Origin of the sequence: Marinobacter sp. M5B (assembly GCF_042604615.1) — a bacterium.
In the GTDB taxonomy this organism is placed as follows: Bacteria; Pseudomonadota; Gammaproteobacteria; order Pseudomonadales; family Oleiphilaceae; genus Marinobacter; species Marinobacter salarius.
Genome location: NZ_CP156894.1, coordinates 213,189 through 230,963 on the forward strand (window position 1 = coordinate 213,189; position 17,775 = coordinate 230,963).

16 protein-coding genes are annotated in these 17,775 nt (G+C 57.7%); 8 read left to right on the plus strand and 8 right to left on the minus strand.

The window, feature by feature from the left end; all coding sequences use genetic code 11:
• Positions 1-149 precede the first annotated feature (149 nt).
• Positions 150-932, plus strand: coding sequence for a MetQ/NlpA family ABC transporter substrate-binding protein (locus AAGD24_RS00935; protein ID WP_036202041.1), 783 nt, complete (start codon positions 150-152; stop codon positions 930-932).
• A 75-nt stretch (positions 933-1,007) separates the two neighbouring features.
• On the opposite strand, the gene AAGD24_RS00940 is transcribed toward AAGD24_RS00935, so the two are convergent.
• On the minus strand, positions 1,008-1,661 hold the full coding sequence (locus AAGD24_RS00940; RefSeq protein ID WP_036202044.1) for a peroxiredoxin: 654 nt from the start codon (positions 1,659-1,661) through the stop codon (positions 1,008-1,010).
• A gap of 138 nt (positions 1,662-1,799) precedes the next feature.
• Positions 1,800-3,158: a sodium:alanine symporter family protein gene (locus AAGD24_RS00945; RefSeq protein ID WP_036202046.1), complete on the minus strand. Its 1,359-nt coding sequence runs from the start codon at positions 3,156-3,158 to the stop codon at positions 1,800-1,802.
• 243 nt (positions 3,159-3,401) lie between these two features.
• On the opposite strand from AAGD24_RS00945, the gene AAGD24_RS00950 reads away from it, so the two are divergent.
• The 3 genes from AAGD24_RS00950 (at position 3,402) to fghA (ending at position 5,793) form a co-directional block, all read left to right on the plus strand.
• Entirely contained in the window at positions 3,402-4,373 is a 972-nt protein-coding gene (locus tag AAGD24_RS00950; protein WP_051946491.1) for an alpha/beta fold hydrolase, read from the plus strand.
• 118 nt (positions 4,374-4,491) lie between these two features.
• Positions 4,492-4,911 (plus strand): CBS domain-containing protein, encoded by a 420-nt coding sequence (locus AAGD24_RS00955; protein WP_036202051.1) that lies wholly within the window; start codon positions 4,492-4,494, stop codon positions 4,909-4,911.
• A 36-nt stretch (positions 4,912-4,947) separates the two neighbouring features.
• Positions 4,948-5,793 carry an S-formylglutathione hydrolase gene (fghA, locus tag AAGD24_RS00960; protein ID WP_228210198.1) on the plus strand — a complete coding sequence of 282 codons (846 nt, stop codon included), beginning with the start codon at positions 4,948-4,950 and terminating at the stop codon, positions 5,791-5,793.
• Positions 5,794-5,811: 18 nt separating this feature from the next.
• On the opposite strand, the gene AAGD24_RS00965 is transcribed toward fghA, so the two are convergent.
• Positions 5,812-6,933 (minus strand): HD domain-containing phosphohydrolase, encoded by a 1,122-nt coding sequence (locus AAGD24_RS00965; protein WP_228210199.1) that lies wholly within the window; start codon positions 6,931-6,933, stop codon positions 5,812-5,814.
• Between the two features lie 240 nt (positions 6,934-7,173).
• Here AAGD24_RS00965 and AAGD24_RS00970 point away from each other — a divergent pair, with 240 nt between their 5' ends.
• Entirely contained in the window at positions 7,174-8,169 is a 996-nt protein-coding gene (locus AAGD24_RS00970; protein WP_085681918.1) for a GGDEF domain-containing protein, read from the plus strand.
• Positions 8,170-8,183: 14 nt separating this feature from the next.
• Here the strand turns inward: AAGD24_RS00970 and AAGD24_RS00975 are convergent, their stop codons facing one another.
• A complete protein-coding gene (locus tag AAGD24_RS00975; protein ID WP_085682075.1) occupies positions 8,184-9,572 on the minus strand; it encodes an MATE family efflux transporter in 1,389 nt (462 codons plus the stop codon).
• Positions 9,573-9,737: 165 nt separating this feature from the next.
• Between AAGD24_RS00975 and AAGD24_RS00980 the strand changes: the two genes are divergently transcribed.
• The 3 genes from AAGD24_RS00980 to AAGD24_RS00990 all read left to right on the plus strand — a co-directional run bounded on the left by AAGD24_RS00980 (position 9,738) and on the right by AAGD24_RS00990 (position 13,874).
• Positions 9,738-10,604, plus strand: a complete 867-nt coding sequence (locus AAGD24_RS00980) for an EamA family transporter (protein WP_041335698.1) — start codon at positions 9,738-9,740, stop codon at positions 10,602-10,604.
• A 156-nt stretch (positions 10,605-10,760) separates the two neighbouring features.
• The gene (locus AAGD24_RS00985) at positions 10,761-12,338 is read left to right on the plus strand and encodes a PAS domain-containing methyl-accepting chemotaxis protein (RefSeq protein WP_085681917.1); all 1,578 of its coding nucleotides are present in this window, start codon (positions 10,761-10,763) and stop codon (positions 12,336-12,338) included.
• Between the two features lie 153 nt (positions 12,339-12,491).
• Positions 12,492-13,874, plus strand: a complete 1,383-nt coding sequence (locus AAGD24_RS00990; RefSeq protein WP_036202075.1) for a sodium-dependent transporter — start codon at positions 12,492-12,494, stop codon at positions 13,872-13,874.
• Positions 13,875-13,943: 69 nt separating this feature from the next.
• On the opposite strand, the gene AAGD24_RS00995 is transcribed toward AAGD24_RS00990, so the two are convergent.
• The 4 genes from AAGD24_RS00995 to dctP form a co-directional block, all read right to left on the minus strand.
• Entirely contained in the window at positions 13,944-14,525 is a 582-nt protein-coding gene (locus AAGD24_RS00995; RefSeq protein WP_091641494.1) for a hypothetical protein, read from the minus strand.
• Between the two features lie 123 nt (positions 14,526-14,648).
• Positions 14,649-15,959 (minus strand): TRAP transporter large permease subunit, encoded by a 1,311-nt coding sequence (locus AAGD24_RS01000; RefSeq protein WP_007155586.1) that lies wholly within the window; start codon positions 15,957-15,959, stop codon positions 14,649-14,651.
• Positions 15,956-16,504, minus strand: a complete 549-nt coding sequence (locus tag AAGD24_RS01005) for a TRAP transporter small permease subunit (protein WP_228210200.1) — start codon at positions 16,502-16,504, stop codon at positions 15,956-15,958. The genes AAGD24_RS01000 and AAGD24_RS01005 overlap by 4 nt, the downstream gene beginning before the upstream one ends.
• 81 nt (positions 16,505-16,585) lie before the next feature.
• Positions 16,586-17,635, minus strand: a complete 1,050-nt coding sequence (dctP, locus tag AAGD24_RS01010; RefSeq protein WP_379866254.1) for a TRAP transporter substrate-binding protein DctP — start codon at positions 17,633-17,635, stop codon at positions 16,586-16,588.
• Between the last annotated feature and the right edge of the window lie 140 nt (positions 17,636-17,775).

Genomic DNA, 17,775 nt, shown 5'->3' on the forward strand with positions numbered 1-17,775 from the left:
CAACTTCCGAAAACGTGGAGCGCCATGGATGGCGCGACCGAGCCCTACAGGGACGTATTCACGGGCGTTTTTCGGAAGTTGCCTCCCACCATCTGCCGTACTCACAGGCTAGATGCATTCATTGACAATACCCGCAGGAGAACGTGCTTATGAACTTAAAAAAGACCCTGGTGGCAGTGGCTGCCGTTGCAACATTCTCTTCCGCCGCGATTGCGGAAAAGCTTTCCGTGGCGGCAACGCCGGTGCCCCACGCCGAAATCCTGGAATTTGTTAAGCCCAAGCTGGCGGAGCAGGGTGTGGAGCTGGATGTGAAGGTGTTTACCGATTATGTCCAGCCTAACGTGCAGGTGGATCAGAAGCGGATGGACGCGAACTTCTTCCAGCATCAGCCGTACCTCGACGAATTCAACGATGGCCGTGGTACCAACCTGGTCAGCGTAGTGGGTGTCCACGTTGAGCCGTTTGGTGCCTACTCAAGCCGGATCGACTCTCTGGAAGCGCTTGAAGACGGGGCCACAGTGGCGATCCCCAACGATCCCACCAACGGTGGCCGTGCATTGCTTCTGCTGCAGAAAGCCGGTCTGATCACCCTGAAGGACGGCAGCAAGATCACCGCTACGCCGCGTGATATCGCTGATAACCCGAAAGACCTGGAATTCAAGGAACTGGAGGCTGCTACCCTGCCGCGTATCCTGAACCAGGTGGATCTGGCGCTCATTAACACCAACTACGCGTTGGAAGCCGGCCTTAATCCGACGGAAGATGCGCTGGTTATTGAGGGGGCTGAATCGCCGTACGTGAACATTCTGGTGGCTCATGAAAGCCGCGCCAACGATGAGGCAATCCAGAAGCTGGCGAAGGTGCTGACAACGGATGACGTCAAGGCGTTTATCAAGAAGCAGTACGAGGGAGCCGTGGTTCCGGCATTCTGAGGCCAGGAACGATAGGCATAAAAAAGCCGGGCATCAGCCCGGCTTTTTCGTTTCAGCGGATTGCGCGTTCAGCGCTTAATCGCCACTCCAGTTCGATCCCGGGTCCGGCGTCATCCGCAGGTAGGACTTCACCGCCCGATAGCCTTTCGGGAAACGTTCTTTTATTTCATCCTCATCCTGCAGGGACGGCACGATCACCACGTCGCCGCCGGGTTCCCAGTTGCCTGGTGTTGCCACTTTGTGAATGTCGGTCATCTGCAGCGAGTCTACAACCCGCAGCACTTCGTTGAAGTTGCGACCGGTGCTGGCCGGGTAGGTGATCATCAAGCGGATTTTCTTATTCGGGTCGATCACGAACAGCGATCGCACGGTCAGCGTCTCACTGGCGCTGGGGTGGATCATGTCGTAAAGGTTAGACACCTTGCGATCGTGGTCGGCAATGATCGGAAAGTTAACGGCACAACCCTGGGTTTCGTTGATGTCCTTGATCCAATCCTTGTGGGAATCGACCGGGTCCACACTCAGAGCGATTGCCTTGACGTCACGCTTGGCGAATTCGTCTTTCAGCTTGGCCGTCAGGCCCAACTCCGTGGTGCACACCGGCGTAAAATCAGCAGGGTGTGAGAACAGTATGCCCCAGCTGTTGCCCAGCCAGTCATGAAAATCGATCCTGCCTTCACTGGAATCCTGCTCAAAATCCGGTGCGGTATCTCCCAGACGTAAACTCATCGCGTTTCCTCCTTTGATGATACGAAAGCCCGGCCAGACGAAGCGCCGGCATAAGATTCAGTCTATACGATAAACAGTGGAGGCGGATGGGAGAAAACCAAGGGGTCTTGATTTGCCTCATCCGACTCCACTTACGTATCAGCTAACGCCGACTGACCGCTCTTTCTCAAAATGCTCACGGGTGAGCTTGAACACCACCGGGCTCAGTAGCAGCAAGGCCACGAGGTTTGGCAGCGCCATCATGGCGTTGAGCGTGTCGGCGATCAGCCAGATCAGGCCAAGGTTGATGGTGGCACCGACCGGTATCGCCAGTATCCAGATCACGCGGTACGGCACGATGGCTTTGACGCCGAACAGGAACTCAATGCAGCGTTCGCCGTAAAACGACCAACCGATAATCGTGGTAAAGGCAAAAATCGCCAGGGAGATGGCGACAACGTAATTGCCAAACCCGGGCAGTCCGGTTTCAAAGGCCAGTGAGGTCAGTGCCGCACCGGTCTCACCTGACGTCCAGGCGCCAGAGCTGATGATGACAAGGCCGGTGATGCTGCACACGATGATCGTGTCGATGAACGTGCCCAGCATGGCGACCATGCCCTGGTTGATCGGGTTCTTGGTCTGGGCTGCCGCGTGAGCGATAGGGGCGGAACCGAGACCGGCCTCATTGGAGAAAATGCCGCGGGCCACACCAAAGCGGACAGCGGCCCAGACGGCGGCGCCGGCAAAGCCACCTTCGGCGGCAACCGGGCTGAACGCGTGTGTAAATACCATGGCGATGGCGTTCGGAATCTGCTCGGCGTTAATGGCCAGTACCATCAGGCCAACCAGGATATAGGCGATGGCCATAAAGGGCACCAACGTGCTCGCCACCTGCCCGATGCGTTTGATGCCACCGATCAGCACAAGGCCTACCAGTACCATCAACACAAGGCCGGTCACCCAGTGCGGCAGGTTGAAGTTGGTTTCCAGAACATCGGCCACCGAGTTGGCCTGCACGGTGTTGCCAATGCCAAACGCGGCCACAGCGGCGAAGATGGCAAACAGCACGCCCAGCCAGGCCCATTTTTTACCCAGGCCGTTGCGAATGTAGTACATCGGGCCACCCGTGTAGGCGCCGCGTTCGTCCACTTCCCGGAAGCGTACCGCCAGTACCGCCTCGGAATATTTGGTCGCCATACCCACGAGGGCGGTCAGCCACATCCAGAACAGCGCTCCAGGGCCGCCCAGGAATACCGCGGTGGCAACGCCAGCAATATTACCAGTACCAACGGTAGCCGACAGCGCGGTCATCAGGGCCTGAAATGGAGGAATCTCGCCCTCTGATTCGGCCCCGGTACGGCCTTTCCACATCAGTTGGAAACCGGCTCGTAGTTTCAATACCGGCATCAGCTTCAGGCCAATGCTCAGAAACAGGCCGACACCAAGAATCATCACCAGCATGGGCGGGCCCCAGACCAGTGCGTTAATGCTGCTAATAAACGACTCAAAGGCTTCCATGGGAATCTCCCTGTGTTTGTGCCTTGGTAGTGAGGAGCTTCCGCGACAACGGCGATATGGATCTGAATAATACAGATCCGGGTTCGGCGGGAGCTTATAACTCATTGAGTTTATATACTTATTTTTGTCTGTAAATATTCGCTGCAAAGAATTAGCCGTTCTGACGCACCATGGGTCTGCAAAGCTATTGGATTCGTAGCCTCTCGGGTTAAGCTGTGGACTGGTTATCTCAGGAGTCCCTCTATGCCGGAAACCCTAAGCCACTCTGATTGGAGTTCTGCCGATACGTCGGTCAACGCCATGCCCGAGACCCTTCACGTCCAGGCAGGCGAGCTGTCGTTCTGTGTGGAAACCCGGGGAGATCCCGCCGGGGAGCCAGTGATCTTCGTGATGGGATTGGGGGCGCAGATGACGCTCTGGCCGGAGGCGTTGCTGGACCAGTATGTTCGTGAAGGCTTTCGGGTAATCCGGTTTGATAACCGCGACATCGGGCTGTCATCGCACCTGAAGGATCGCCTGGAGGGTCATCCGGTTGCGGTCATGGCAAGGCACCGGATGGGCCTGCCGATCGCCGCGCCCTATACCCTGCATGACATGGCGGACGATGTCTGTAAGGTGATGGACGCCCTCAGCCTGACCAGCGCTCACCTGGTGGGTGTTTCCATGGGCGGCATGATCAGCCAGCTGGTGGCTGCGAATCGCCCCGAACGCGTGCGCTCGGCAACCCTTATCATGACCTCCACCAACAGCCCGCGCCTGCCAATGCCAAAATCAAAGCTGATCTGGCGCCTGGCAGGTATTGGCGCGAAGGGGCATGATGAAGCCGCAGTTGTCGCACGCTCCCTGGAGTTCTGGAAAGCGATTCAGAGTCCGGGCTACCCACCTCGCGAACAGGAAGTGAGGGACCGGATCGTACGGGAGTTCCGGCGCAGCTATCATCCCGCCGGCATTCTCCGCCAGACCCGTGCCATTCTTGCCACTGGCAGCCTGTCATCAGCCACACGGCGCATACGGGTGCCGGTATCCGTGATTCATGGCAAGGCCGACCCGCTGGTGCGGCCGGTGGCTGCGGAGCAGTTGGGATACCTGATGCCTCATGCCCGCGTTGAGATGATTGACGGCATGGGGCACGATCTTCCGGAACCTCTGTTGTCGCGGTTTGCCCAGATCGGCTTCGAAACCATGGCGCAACAGCCGAGGCAGGGCAACGGCTGACGGCCGGTGCCCGCAGAAAGAGATGGCCGGTTGCGGGTTTATACTTCCAGTTTTCGCCCCCATTGCCTATGTTTAAAGAGGGACGAATCCAGAATATGACTGGTCAGGGAGTCTGCCAATGCAATCGCTAAAAGTATCCGATGTCATGTGGAACCACATCGAGCCCATTCGTCGTGGAACGCCCTTAACCAAAGTGGTCAAAACACTGCTTCACAACCACGTCACTGGGCTGCCGGTCGTGGATGACCACCGCAAGGTGATCGGGTTTGTTTCCGAACAGGACTGCATCCACGCCCTGCTGGTGAGCAACTACCACCACGAAGGCGACCCGATCGTGGACGACGTTATGTTTCGCAATCCGGTCACCATATCCCCGGAAATGTCTGTTGTGGATCTGGCCCAGAACCTGGGTGCAGGCAAGCCCAAGGTCTACCCGGTGGTTGACCATGATCGTTTGATCGGTATTGTGACCCGCACCGCCATCCTGGCAGAGTTTGCAAAGGCCGGTTATGGCATAGAAGTACCGAAATACGCGTAGTCAGAAGGCTGTGAATTTTCCGACTGAGAGGTACCCATGCAACTGCTCTCCACCAACGTCTGTTTTGGCGGCGAACACCGGCGCTACCAGCACCACTCGGCAGCCCTGGAATGCGATATGGAGTTTGCGGTGTACCTACCTCCTGTTGCCGTGGGCAGCAACCCTCAAAAAGTGCCGGTTCTTTACTGGCTGTCGGGACTGACCTGTACCGACCAGAATTTCATGCAGAAGGCCGGGGCCCAGAAAAAAGCGGCGCAGTTGGGCATCGCCATTGTGTGCCCTGACACCAGCCCCCGTGGTCTGGACCTGCCCGGTGAACATGACAGTTACGATTTCGGTAGTGGTGCCGGTTTTTACCTTAACGCCACACGCCAACCCTGGGCCCCTCACTATCGAATGTACGATTATGTGGTGAAGGAATTGCCGCAACTGGTGGAAGGCCACTTGCCGGTGACAGAGGATCGCAGTATCAGTGGTCATTCCATGGGTGGTCACGGGGCGCTGATCGCGGCGCTGAAGAATCCCGGGCAGTACAGATCCGTGTCTGCTTTTGCGCCGATTGCCAACCCCAGCGAGTGCCCCTGGGGTCAAAAAGCCTTCAGCGGTTATCTGGGGGACGACCCGAAAACCTGGGAAGAGTGGGATGCGACGCTGTTGATTCCCGGCGCCAGCGAACGCTTACCGCTGCTGGTGGACCAGGGTACAGCGGATGACTTCCTTGAAAGTCAGCTCAATCCCGAGGCGCTGGTCGAGGCATGTGAGAAGGTGCATCACCACATCAATCTGAGAATGCACCGGGGTTATGATCACAGCTACTTCTTCATCGCCTCGTTCATCGATGACCATCTTGAGCATCACGCCCAGGCGTTGGGCTTGAGATAATACAGAGCGCGTAGAGCGTTAGTGGAAACCCCAGAGTAGCCCGAAGTCCATGGAGGGCATCACTTCGGGCTGTTCAACGTTGATAATATTGAAATCCGGCTGGCTGCAATCCCGCTCAAAGGTGCCGCTGTAACGATTGCCCCTGGGACCAATGATGGCTTTGGCAAACGGGCCACGGTGACGGTGCGGGCGCCGGACAATCACCGCCACTTCGTTGTTGGCGAGCCTCACCAGAGTTCCTGGCGGATGATCGGTCAGAATGGCCAGCAGAGCCCGCGGAATGGCAGGGCGTAGTTTGCCGTCGGCCAGCGAAGCGATCAGTTTGCGGGCTTCGGTTATGTTCATTCGTTCGCGATAAGCCCGCTTCGTTATCATTGCCACATAGCGTTCCGCCAGCGCCAGGATTTCCGCCTCACCCCGTATGTCGGTACCACTCAACCCATTGGGATAGCCCGAACCGTCCGCCTGTTCGTGGTGCTGCGCAATGATTTTGAGTAGCAGTGGGCTGGTGATGTCGGCCTCTTTGAGTGCCTGAACGCTGCGTTCGGGGTGTTTGCGTATCACCGCGCGCTGCTCGTCGGTCAATACCCGGTTGGAAGCATTGAGTTTGTCGGCCACCGGCACCAGAGCCAGGTTTGCCATTAGCGCAGCACTGATCAGTACGGCGATCCGCTTGTCATCGAGACCGAACCGCCGTGCAGTAAACTGACAGAGAACGGCATAGAACAGTATCTGTTCATGGATGGTGGGCTCGATCGAGTACAGGTGCACCAGTGCCAGGCTGGCCTCCGGGGATTCCTGGCACATCTGGTCAATCATCCGTGACAGGCCAAGTACCCGTTGGCGGGCACTGTCATCCTGGTTGGTGATGGCGTTTAGCGAGGATTCCAGGGTTTGCAGTAATACGGGATAATCCGCAAACGGGTTGCGGAGACGGATATCTTCCTGAATATCCTCGTTGGGGCGCTCAATCACCCGGGGCTGGAACAGGCCACGCTCGAACAGTTGTTCCAGCTGAAGATCGTTCTGTATGACGTAGCCCTGCCTCAGCAGTACATTGCCATCGGCGTCATAGACCGTCCAGGGCAAGGGCTTTCCGATGGTCAATGCGCCGGGTGCGATACGAAGAAGGTTCTGCACTCAATGGCTTCCTGGTGCTTATTCTAATAATGCTTAAGTTTACCCCTTAAGCCGATGCCAACTCCAGTTGTTGAACGGTCGGGAGTGGGACGTTTGCAGTGATATGGGAATCTGCGTCTCTTGATTTAACAAAGTATTTCATTTGTGCGTTTGTTAAATTTCGTTGCGTCCGTCTTGGCCGGGTAGATCTTGCGCTATGATAGTTTGCTAATAAGACCTTGGTAGGAATGTACTGTCACTATGCTCTATCGTCTGAAAACAGATTTCAGGCTGTCCATCATCACGTTGTTGGCCATCAGTGCCATTCTGGGGATAACCCCCTTTGCGGTGATGCGGTTTGTCCAGGGCAACGTGCTGGCCGGGGTGGTCGATCTGGGTATTATGCTGGCGATCACCGCCGGAATGATTTACGCCTGGATAACAGGCGATACCGCCCGCAGTGGTTTTGCAATGGCCCTGGTGGCCTGCGGCGGGGCGGTGACAGTCGGAGCATTGGTCGGAGAGCCTGGGCTGTTCTGGTTATATCCGTGCCTGGTGACAAGCTTCTTCCTGACGGAACCCCGCTACGCAATTTTTATCAATCTGGCCGCCGTTGTTGCCTTGATGGTGCATGGCGTGGCCTTCAGTTCTCTTGTCCAGATGTGGACCTTCGCCGCCACGGCTATGGTCGTCAGCTGCTGCGCCTATGTGTTTGCCCATCGCAACGAGAACCAGCGGGAGCGCTTGGAACACCTGGCCACAATCGACCCCCTGACGGGCGTCAAAAACCGCCGCTCCATGGATCAGGAGCTGGCAATGGCCGTTGCCAGCGCCTCCAGAAACGGCATCTCCTACGCCCTGGTGTTGCTGGATATCGACTACTTCAAGAAGATCAACGACGAGTATGGGCACAACGTAGGGGATGACGTGCTGGTGGAAATGGTGGCGTTGATCGAACAGAACATCCGCAAGTCCGATCAACTGTTCCGCTTTGGCGGTGAAGAGTTTGTATTGCTGATGCCCGGGGTGGATTCAACCGGGTTGAAGGCGGTCATGCACAACCTGCAGCACATCATGCACAAGTTCCTGCGCCACCCCGGGGGGCAGGTTACCGCCTCCTTTGGCGTTGCCCTGTTCCAGGCTGGCGAAAAACCTGATGATTGGCTGGCGCGGGCGGATGAAGCACTTTATGAAGCAAAGGACACCGGGCGCGACCGTATTGTCTACGCTGACGACATGGTCGCCAGCCCTGCGTGATCGCCCCGGCAAGACTACTCTGGTTTTGGCGAGTACAGAAACAATCGCAGCCCCAACAGGATACTGGCGGACGCCAGCCCACAGGTAAGCCCCACCCAAAAACCAGCGGCCCCCATGGCAGGCAGCAACCAGTCGGTAAAGGTCAGCACCCACCCCAGCGGCAATCCAACGCCCCAGAACGAAAACAGCATGATGAGCATGGGAATGCTGGTGTCTTTGTAGCCCCGCAAGGCGCTGATGCAGGTCACCTGAATCACATCGGCAATCTGGAAGAAGGCCGCATACAACAGCAGTGTCACCGTCACGGCCTGAACGTCCCGCTCACCGGTGTAGAGCGCTGCAATTCCTTCTGCGAACACAAACAGCAGCACGGCAAATACCAGCGCCACCGCTGACGCCAGAATCAGCGAACTGCGGGCGATGAGCCGGGCAGTATCCGGCGCCTTGGCACCCACCAGGAAACTCACCCGCAGGGTCAGCGCCATTCCGATACTCAGCGGCAGCATGAACACCAGCGATACCACGTTAAGCGCGATCTGGTGCCCCGCCACAATCACTGGCCCCAGCGGTGCCAGGAACAGGGCTATGACCGAGAACATGCTGGCTTCCACAAAGATGGTAAAACCAATGGGGATGCCCAGGCGCAGGATATAGCGGATGCCCGCTGCGTCCGGTTTGGCCCAGTCTGCCAGCAGGTGAAAACGGCGATACACCGCACTGCGGTTCAGGTAGATCAGCAACGCCAGGGCCGCAACGCCGTTGGAGATGGAGGTGGCCCACCCACAGCCGATGCCGCCCATGGCCGGGAGGCCGAGTTTGCCGTAAATGAAGATGTAGTTCAGGGGCAGGTTGATCAGGGTTCCCAGCACCGAGAAGGCCATAATCACCCGGGTATGGCCCAGCCCGTCCGTCAGCCCTCGCAGTGCCATGATCATCAACATCGCAGGAATGCCCCAGGCGAAGGCGTCCAGGTAGCCCTGGGTGATACGGGCGGTGTTGGTTTCCAGATTCAGGGCATCCAGCACCGGGTGCACGTTGGTCAGCAGCAGGATCATGATCACCGTGCCGCCGGCTGCGATATAAAGCCCCTGCCAGGTCGCGGGCATGATCTTCTCGGTGGTGCGCGCCCCGTTATAACCGGAAATGATCGGCTGCAGGGCCCCCAGGAGGCCCATGAAAAAGAGGAACACCGGCATCCACAGACTACTGCCAATGCCCACGGCCGCGAGGTCTTCGGCACTGGCGTGGCCTGCCATCACGGTATCAATGACCCCGTTGGCCATCTGCGCCACCTGGGCAATCAGGATCGGTCCGCCCAGGACGGCCAGCGTGCGCCACTCGGTCAGTGTGCGCTGGACCAGAGGCTGGCGGACTTCTGGTAATGGCTGGTGGGTTTCGTCCATGGAATCGTGAGCCCGGGCCGGAGAGATAAATTGGAAACTGTCAGGAGCGCTGGATGGTACCCCATTCTCCACTCCGGATGTCATAGGGTGTTTCCGTGGCACTGTGTACAACCCAGTGCAGTAGCGGGTAAAGTGCCGCCTTCCAATGTTTCAGGTGCGGGTAATATGGGTCTTCTGATTTTCGTAACAGTCCTGTGGGCGTTTTCGTTCAGTCTGATTGGCGAATTTCTGGCCGGGCGTGTGGACAGCGATTTCGCGGTATTGACCCGTGTGGTGCTTGCCGCCCTGGTGTTTCTGCCGCTGACCCGTTGGCGTGGGGTTCCCGGAGGCTTGAAGCTGGGTGTACTGGTCACCGGTATGCTGCAGTTCGGTGTGACCTATTTGTGCCTGTACCGCTCGTTCAGCTACCTGACCGTGCCGGAAGTTCTGCTGTTTACCATTTTCACGCCACTGTACGTCACCCTGATCGATGACGCCCTGTACCGGCGCTTTTCGCCGATTGCATTGGTTGCCGCAGCCGTGGCAACGCTGGGTGCGGGGATTATCCGTTACGACGGCCTGAGCCAGGGCTTCATCACTGGCTTCCTGCTGTTGCAGGTGGCCAACTTCACCTTTGCGGCGGGCCAGGTCGGCTATAAGCACACCATGATGCGCTTCCCGACGGAACTGCCGGCCTACCGTACGTTTGGTTATTTCTTTTTCGGGGCGCTGATCATTGCCCTGCCATCCTTCCTGATCTTTGGCGACGCCAGTCGTCTGCCCACGACCTCATTGCAGTGGGGCATTCTCGCCTGGTTGGGCCTGGCAGCGTCCGGTATCGGGCTGTTCCTGTGGAACCGGGGGGCATGCCATGTGGATGCCGGCACTCTGGCAATCATGAACAACATGTTGGTGCCCGCCGGGTTGCTGGTCAATCTGGTGATTTGGAACCGGGATGCCGACCTGTTGCGACTGGCCATAGGAGGCGGTGTTATCGCCCTGTCGCTGTGGTTGAATGCGCGCTTTCATCCGCGGGCAAGGCTGGCGGTGTAACGGTACTCCCCGTTGTCTGTAAACGGTCGTCCCGGTTCACTCTGACATCCTCTGGATATCGGATATTTCACAATGTTTGCTGACGGCGTCTACGCTTAGAGTTGCCATAATTGCCAAACCAAATGTGGAATGGCCATGTCAGGGAGACAGCCTGTAATGCGAAAAAACCTTCCGGTTACCCAGCGTGAAGTCCGAATGGCCGAAAGCGGTCGACTGATTACCACCACCGATTCAAGAGGCGTCATTACGTACTGCAATGACGAGTTCGTCGACATTAGCGGTTTCTCTCGAGAGGAGTTGGTCGGCCAGCCCCACAACGTAATCCGTCATCCGGATATGCCGTCGGCTGTATTTCAGGGAATGTGGGAGTACCTCAAGGCCGGAAAACCCTGGATGGGTGTGGTCAAAAACCGCACCAAGAGCGGTGACCACTACTGGGTGAGCGCTTACGTGACCCCGATTCTTGAAAACGGAAAAATGATTGGCTTCGAGTCGGTACGAGTCTCGCCAACCCGTGAGCAAGTGGCGCGGGCTGAAAAGCTCTATCCGAAGCTGTCTGCCGGCAAGGCGGTCGTCAGTGTCCAAAGTCGGATTGTATCTGTCTTGCGGTCAGGGTGGCCCTTTGTCCTGTCGTTGGTCCTGAGCCTGGTGGCGTTGACCATGCTGGGCAATTCCGGGATGGCCATCGGCGTGATCGTGGTAGCTCACGTGCTGGCAGCGGGGCTGACCCTCAGGTCCATAACCGCTCGCCTGCAGAGCCTGCTTGATCTGCGCCCTGACGCCTTCCGTGATGCCGTTGTGGCACGGACCTACAGTGATGAAAGCGGCCTGTTCTCGCAGATGGCCATGCTGATCATGAGCGAGAAAGCGAGGATTCGTACCGCCCTGGCCCGTATTGATGACCAGGCGGAGCTACTGTATGAGCATGCCAGGGCGAGCCACCGTTACATCAGCGAGGGCGCCGAGTCGATTGCCAAACAGCGGGCCGAGACCGACCAGACCGCATCGGCCGTTAACGAAATGACGGTGTCGATCCAGGAAGTGACTGAAACCGTGAATGGCAACGCCAAAGTGGCGGAAGAAGCCAACCGGATGGCGGCCACCGGCAGCAAGCGCAGCGGTGAGGCCCTGACGGCCATCGAACAGCTGGTCACCCGGGTGAACGGCATTGGCACGGCCATCCAGAAACTGGGTGCCTCAACAGAAAGCATTGGTGAGGCCGCCAGCCTGATCTCAGACATTGCTGAACAAACCAACTTGCTGGCACTGAATGCGGCCATCGAAGCCGCCCGTGCTGGCGAGCAGGGTCGAGGGTTCGCCGTGGTGGCGGACGAGGTCCGGTCGTTGGCCCGCCGCACCCGGGATTCCACAGTACGTATACAGCAGGTCATTGACGACTTCCGTAGCCAGGTGGAACAAGCCGTTCAGGCCACCCGTGAAGGGGAGCAGGATGCAGGCAAGGGCCTGGAGAAGGTGCGGGAGGCAGAAACGTCCTTGCAGGAAATCGTGTCTTCGATCCATGATATTTCCGACAGCTTCATCAGCATGTCGGCGGCCTTTGAGGAGCAGAGCCAGGTATCCGAGGAGATCAACCATCAGGTGGTCAATATTGCCGAACTGGCCGATCACAGTACCCAGCAGGCGGATTCCGCCAAGGACAGCAGTAACAGTCTGAGCCAGATGTCCCGCGGGCTGAAAGATCTGGTCTCCCGGTTCGTGAGTAAAAACGGCTAGTTATCGGCCGGCCCCGGAGATGTTTACATCCCGGTGCCGGCCCTGGCTGGCATCCTGCGCATACTGCTGGCAAAATCCCGCCCCATCTGCTGAAGCAGGCCTTCGGCATACCTCTTCTAATCGATTCATCAGCCAAAAGCACAGGATGAAACAATGACTGGTTCCAAATCTACCCCGGCCCATCGTGGGCTATGGTCCTCCCGGATGGCCTTTATCCTGGCCGCGACCGGTTCGGCCGTCGGGCTGGGCAATATCTGGAAATTTCCCTATGTCACCGGCGAAAATGGTGGTGGCGCTTTCGTACTGGTATACCTGCTGTGTATCGCCATCGTCGGTATTCCCATCATGATGGCGGAGGTTTATATCGGCCGTAGTGGCCGACATAATCCGATCACCAGTTTCCGCCTGGTGGCCGAGCGCAACCTGGCGTCACCGGTATGGCGGATCTCTGCCATTGTGGGTGTGCTGGCAGCGTTCATTATCCTGTCGTTCTATTCTGTCATCGGGGGCTGGGCGGCGTCCTACGTTGGTCACGCGGCCATGGGCGATTTTACCGGCCAGAGCGCGGACGCCATCGGTGAGCTGTTCGGCGGCCTGCTGGCCAGCCCGGTTACACTGTTGATCTGGCACACCATCTTTATGGCATTGGTGATTTTCGTGGTGGCCCGTGGCCTCAAGTCCGGCCTGGAGCGAGCCGTCACCATCCTGATGCCCGCCCTGTTCGTGTTGCTGCTGGTTGCGGTGGGCTATGCCACTACCACCGGCCACTTCGGTGCTGCTGTCGCCTTCCTGTTTACACCTGATTTTGGCGCCCTGACCATGGATGGCGTGCTGGTAGCGTTGGGCCATGCGTTTTTCACCCTGAGCCTGGGTATGGCCATCATGATGGCCTACGGTTCCTATCTGGGAGACGATGTGTCGGTCGGGCGGACTGCAGTGACCGTGTCCATCATGGATACCGTGGTGGCGCTGATGGCCGGCCTGGCGATTTTCCCGGTGGTCTTTGCCAATGGCCTGGAAGCCGGTGCGGGCCCCGGCCTGATTTTCCAGACCCTGCCATTGGCCTTCGGCCAGATGCCGATGGGCAGCATATTTGGTGCCCTGTTCTTTGTGCTGCTGTTGTTCGCGGCCTGGACCTCCGCTATATCACTGCTGGAGCCAGTGGTTGAATGGCTGGAAGACAAACTGATCGTTGGCCGTGTGGGAAGCACGGTGGTGGTGGGGGTTGCCTGCTGGCTGCTGGGTATTGCGTCCATCCTGTCCCTGAACGAGTGGTCTGGTTTCGCGCCCCTGGGCATGTTCGAGCGTTTCGAGGGCAACACCATCTTCGATCTGCTCGACTTCTTTACCGCCAACGTGATGCTGCCGCTGTCCGGCCTGCTGACGGCGCTGTTTGTCGGCTGGTGCGTGGCGAAAGAGTCGTTGCAGAGCAATTTGGCCCTTTCCGGAGGCAGCTTTGCGCTCTGGTACAACCTGGTTCGCTTCGTAACACCGGTGGCGGTTGCGATCGTGTTTGTCTACAACCTGATGTCGTAAAGGCCGTCAGGGGATTGAAAGAAACCCGGCCCACGCGGCCGGGTCTTTTTGTTTCGGGGCGTGTGCTGCTTAACGGTCTGAATCGGTTGCGGCGCGCAGTGCGTCCAGGTGCGGTCGCAGGGCACGCTTGTCGGCTTCCGGTGCGTTGCTTGCCGTTTCCATGGCAGACATGGCGCCACCCATCATGTCCCGCATCTGCTGTTTTTGGGCTTCGCTCATGTGTGGATTGTTGTTGATCTCTTCCATGGCTTTGGCCATTTCCTGATTCATGGTGTTGGACTGCTCGCCCATTTCCAGGGCGCTCCAGGCCTGGAAGATGCGGTCACCGGTTTTCGCCCACGACTCGGGATTGGCGAATCCGTGTTGCTCCACCACGTCTTCCAGCCGGTTATATAGATCATGACCCTTCATGCGCTCGATGGACGATGAGAATATTCGCGACATGTCTGGCATCTCGCCACCGCGCTCACCTTTCTCGGCCGGGAAATCCTCCGTCATCTCATCGAATTCACTCTCCATCCCCTGAAGGGTTTCCAGGCTGCTGATGAATGAGCGAATGGTCTGGTCGGTCAGGGTTTCGGCCTGGGCCGCGAAGGGGGCAAGCAAGAGCAGGAGAAGCAGGGGCGCTAAGGCAGGGCTGAATCGGTTCATGAGAACGTCTCCTTGTGATTGGGAATCCCGGTTCCATTGATCGGGATTCCCTAAAGGTAGTCCTCTGTCAAACCGCCTGCAACAACCCATGCCGGGTTATGATCGACCATGATCAGGGTCGGCTCAGAACAGCAGATCCGGCAGATAGGTGGCAATTTGCGGGAAGATCATGATCAACCCCAGGCCAACAATTTCAACAATCACAAAGGGAATGATCGATGAGTAGATATCCTTCATGGTGATGCTCGGTGGCACCACCCCTTTCAGATAGAACAGATTGAAACCGAAAGGCGGCGTCATGTAGCCGATTTCCATATTGATCACGAACAGGATGCCGAACCATATCGGGTCAAATCCCAGGGACTCAACGATGGGCATGAATACCGGCAGCGTGATCAACATGATGCCAACCGGGTCCAGCACCATGGCCAGCAGGAACACGATCACCATCATGGCGACGATGATGCCCCAGGGGCCGCCGGGAATCATATTCATCAGCCCCTCGATCAGATCCTGGGCCCCCATGCTCTGATAGGCAGCACTGAAGGCGTGGGCTGCGAACAGGATCCACATGATCATACCGGTGAGCTTGAAGGTGCGGATCGCCGCTTCCTGCAGGATGCTCCACTTGAACTGACGGTACACCGCAGCGGATATCAGGGCGCCGAGCACGCCCATGGCGGCGGCTTCGGTTGGCGTGGTAATGCCGCCAATGATAGAGCCCAGAACCATGATCACAACACCGATGGGCAGCAGTACCGCCCGCAGGGCACGCAACTTCTCCGGCCAGGTACCACGCTCTTCCTTGGGCAGCGCCGGGGCCAGTTCGGGCTGCAGGTGGCAGCGCACCAGGATGTAGATGGCGGTCAGTACCATCAGCAGAATACCGGGCATGATGCCGGCAGCGAACATCTTGCCCACCGACACACCGGTAATCAGGGCATAGAGGATCATCAGAATGCTGGGAGGAATCAGTATGCCCCAGCCCCCACCGGTGTTGATCACACCCAGGGCCATCTTCTTGTCGTAGCCCCGCTCAAGCATCGACGGCAGTGCGATGGTGCCCATGGCGACGACCGCGGCGCCACTGATGCCAACCATAGCTGCAAAAACGGCGCAAATACCAAGGGTGCCAATGGCGAGGCCACCCCTCAGGCCACCGCACCAAAGATGCATCATGCGGTACAGGTCTTTGGCAACCCCGGTTCGCTCCAGAATCATCGCCATGAAGACGAACAGGGGGATCGCCACCAGGGTAAAGCTTTCCATGGTGCCCCAGATCTGCGAGGACACCATATAGAAGGAGTCGAATCCCCAGGTGAAGTAGAGGAAGACAACGGATACGCCGCCCAGCACAAAAGCCAGTGGCAGGCCGAGAAGCAGGAAAAACAGCAGGGAGCCGAAGAACAGCAACGTGAGGATTTCAATGCTCACAATGGCTCTCCTTTAGCGTCGTCCTGGGATTCGGGGGTGTAGTAACTGAGGTTGAAGGCCACTGCGATATCTTCCAGTAACTTGACGATGCCTTGCAGAACCAATAGGCCTGTACCCAGCGGAATGGCGGCTTTCACCGGCCAGATAGGCGGGTTCCAGGCGGAATAGGAGGTTTCCCAGCTGGCAATGGACTCGCTTGCCATGTCGTAGCCGAAGTACAGCAGGGCCAGGGTGAATATAAAGAATATTGTTGAAGTCAGAACGTCGAGCACGGCCCGACCGCGGGGCGGAAGGTGTGAGTGCAGCAGATCAACGTTCACATGGCCACGGTGAGCCATGATGTAACCCCCTGACATGACGGCGTAGATGCCAAACAGCATCTGGGTCAGTTCGTTGGTCCATACCGTGGGTGAGTTGAACAGGTAGCGAAACGCCACCTCCATGATCAGGAATGCGAACATGGCAAAAACGATCAGCGCTATCCCGCGCCCGATGACATCATTGAGACGGGTAACCCCTCTCATGAATGCGCTCAACACACCCATTGGTATTCTCCGGGAAACGGTTCGTTCAAAAGAAAAGCCGGGCCTGAAAAGCTGGCCCGGCCGGTTTCAGGTGTCAGGCGTTTACAGGTAACCAAGCTCTGACAGGTAGTCTTTCAGCATGTCCAGCGCCTTCTGGGCGTTGTCGCTGCGCTTGCCTTCCTCATCCCACAACGTCTGTGCGGTCTGGGTCAGACGGTTCTGAACGTCCTCCGGCAAGGTGTTGACCTGAACATTGTGTTCGCTGATGGCCTTGGCCAGCGTGATGCGTTCCTTGTACTGATACTCGTTGGTACGGAACCAGAACTGTTCCTCAAGGGCCTGCTTGACGATGTTCTGCATATCCTCGGGCAACTTGTCCAACGCTTTCTGGCTGACAATGATGACGTCAGTGCCGGCAATGTTCAGTGCTGGCTGCACGTGGTATTTGGCCACTTCATACAGGCCCATACTGAATGCGCCCTGAGAAGCCCCCCAGTGGGCACCGTCAACAATGCCGGAGTCCAGGGCGGAGTAGAGTTCGCTGCCCGGGATGTAGGATGCGGCGGCACCGGCGTCGGTCAGAAAGCTCTGCAGCGCACCAGAGGAGCGGATTTTCAGCTTGGTGAAGTCTTCCCAGCTATTAATAGGCTGCTTGACCACCATCTCAGTCGGGTAGACCTTGTCAGTCGCCCAGTAGACATTGTGTTTGGCCGCTTCATCGCGAAGCATCTGTTCGAACCCGAGGCCCTGGTGGAAATAGGCGGCTTCCCAGACATTGCGGAAGGCAAACGGCAGGCCCGAGGCAATACCCGCGAGGGTGATCTTGTCCTGGGCGTAAGCCGGGGAAATGGTGCCCATTTCCAGGATGCCCCGGCTGACAGCGTTGAAGATCTCCTTGGCTTTAAACAGCGAGCCTGCTTCGTAAAGTTCCAGCTCCAGACGGCCATCGGTGCGCTCTTCAAGAATGGTCTTGAGTCGAACCAGACTGTCTTCATAGGAACTGCTGGAGCCAGGCCAATGGGATTGGACCTTCCAGGTAAAGCTTTCTTCAGCGGCAGCTGCCGGAGCGCTGGCCAGTGCGGCGGTCAGGCCCAGGGTCAGGGCAGAACCGTACGTGATCAGGGTTTTTCTGGCGGTTGTTAGCATCTTCATTGCTGGACCTCGATCATTATTGTGTTGGACGTCCTGTTTGCGATTTCACTGTGCGGAATTAGTGACTGCAGAATGAATCCGTGTATCTGAATCTATCACACACTTTGCTTTTTGCAATAGGATGGTTGCCGATATTCCAT

Coding starts and splice junctions, on each gene's coding strand:
- AAGD24_RS00935 (WP_036202041.1), top strand. CDS start 150: ATGAACTTAAAAAAGACCCTGGTGGCAGTGGCTGCCGTTGCAACATTC.
- AAGD24_RS00940 (WP_036202044.1), bottom strand. CDS start 1,661: ATGAGTTTACGTCTGGGAGATACCGCACCGGATTTTGAGCAGGATTCC.
- AAGD24_RS00945 (WP_036202046.1), bottom strand. CDS start 3,158: ATGGAAGCCTTTGAGTCGTTTATTAGCAGCATTAACGCACTGGTCTGG.
- AAGD24_RS00950 (WP_051946491.1), top strand. CDS start 3,402: ATGCCGGAAACCCTAAGCCACTCTGATTGGAGTTCTGCCGATACGTCG.
- AAGD24_RS00955 (WP_036202051.1), top strand. CDS start 4,492: ATGCAATCGCTAAAAGTATCCGATGTCATGTGGAACCACATCGAGCCC.
- fghA (WP_228210198.1), top strand. CDS start 4,948: ATGCAACTGCTCTCCACCAACGTCTGTTTTGGCGGCGAACACCGGCGC.
- AAGD24_RS00970 (WP_085681918.1), top strand. CDS start 7,174: ATGCTCTATCGTCTGAAAACAGATTTCAGGCTGTCCATCATCACGTTG.
- AAGD24_RS00975 (WP_085682075.1), bottom strand. CDS start 9,572: ATGGACGAAACCCACCAGCCATTACCAGAAGTCCGCCAGCCTCTGGTC.
- AAGD24_RS00980 (WP_041335698.1), top strand. CDS start 9,738: ATGGGTCTTCTGATTTTCGTAACAGTCCTGTGGGCGTTTTCGTTCAGT.
- AAGD24_RS00985 (WP_085681917.1), top strand. CDS start 10,761: ATGCGAAAAAACCTTCCGGTTACCCAGCGTGAAGTCCGAATGGCCGAA.
- AAGD24_RS00990 (WP_036202075.1), top strand. CDS start 12,492: ATGACTGGTTCCAAATCTACCCCGGCCCATCGTGGGCTATGGTCCTCC.
- AAGD24_RS00995 (WP_091641494.1), bottom strand. CDS start 14,525: ATGAACCGATTCAGCCCTGCCTTAGCGCCCCTGCTTCTCCTGCTCTTG.
- AAGD24_RS01005 (WP_228210200.1), bottom strand. CDS start 16,504: ATGGGTGTGTTGAGCGCATTCATGAGAGGGGTTACCCGTCTCAATGAT.
- dctP (WP_379866254.1), bottom strand. CDS start 17,635: ATGAAGATGCTAACAACCGCCAGAAAAACCCTGATCACGTACGGTTCT.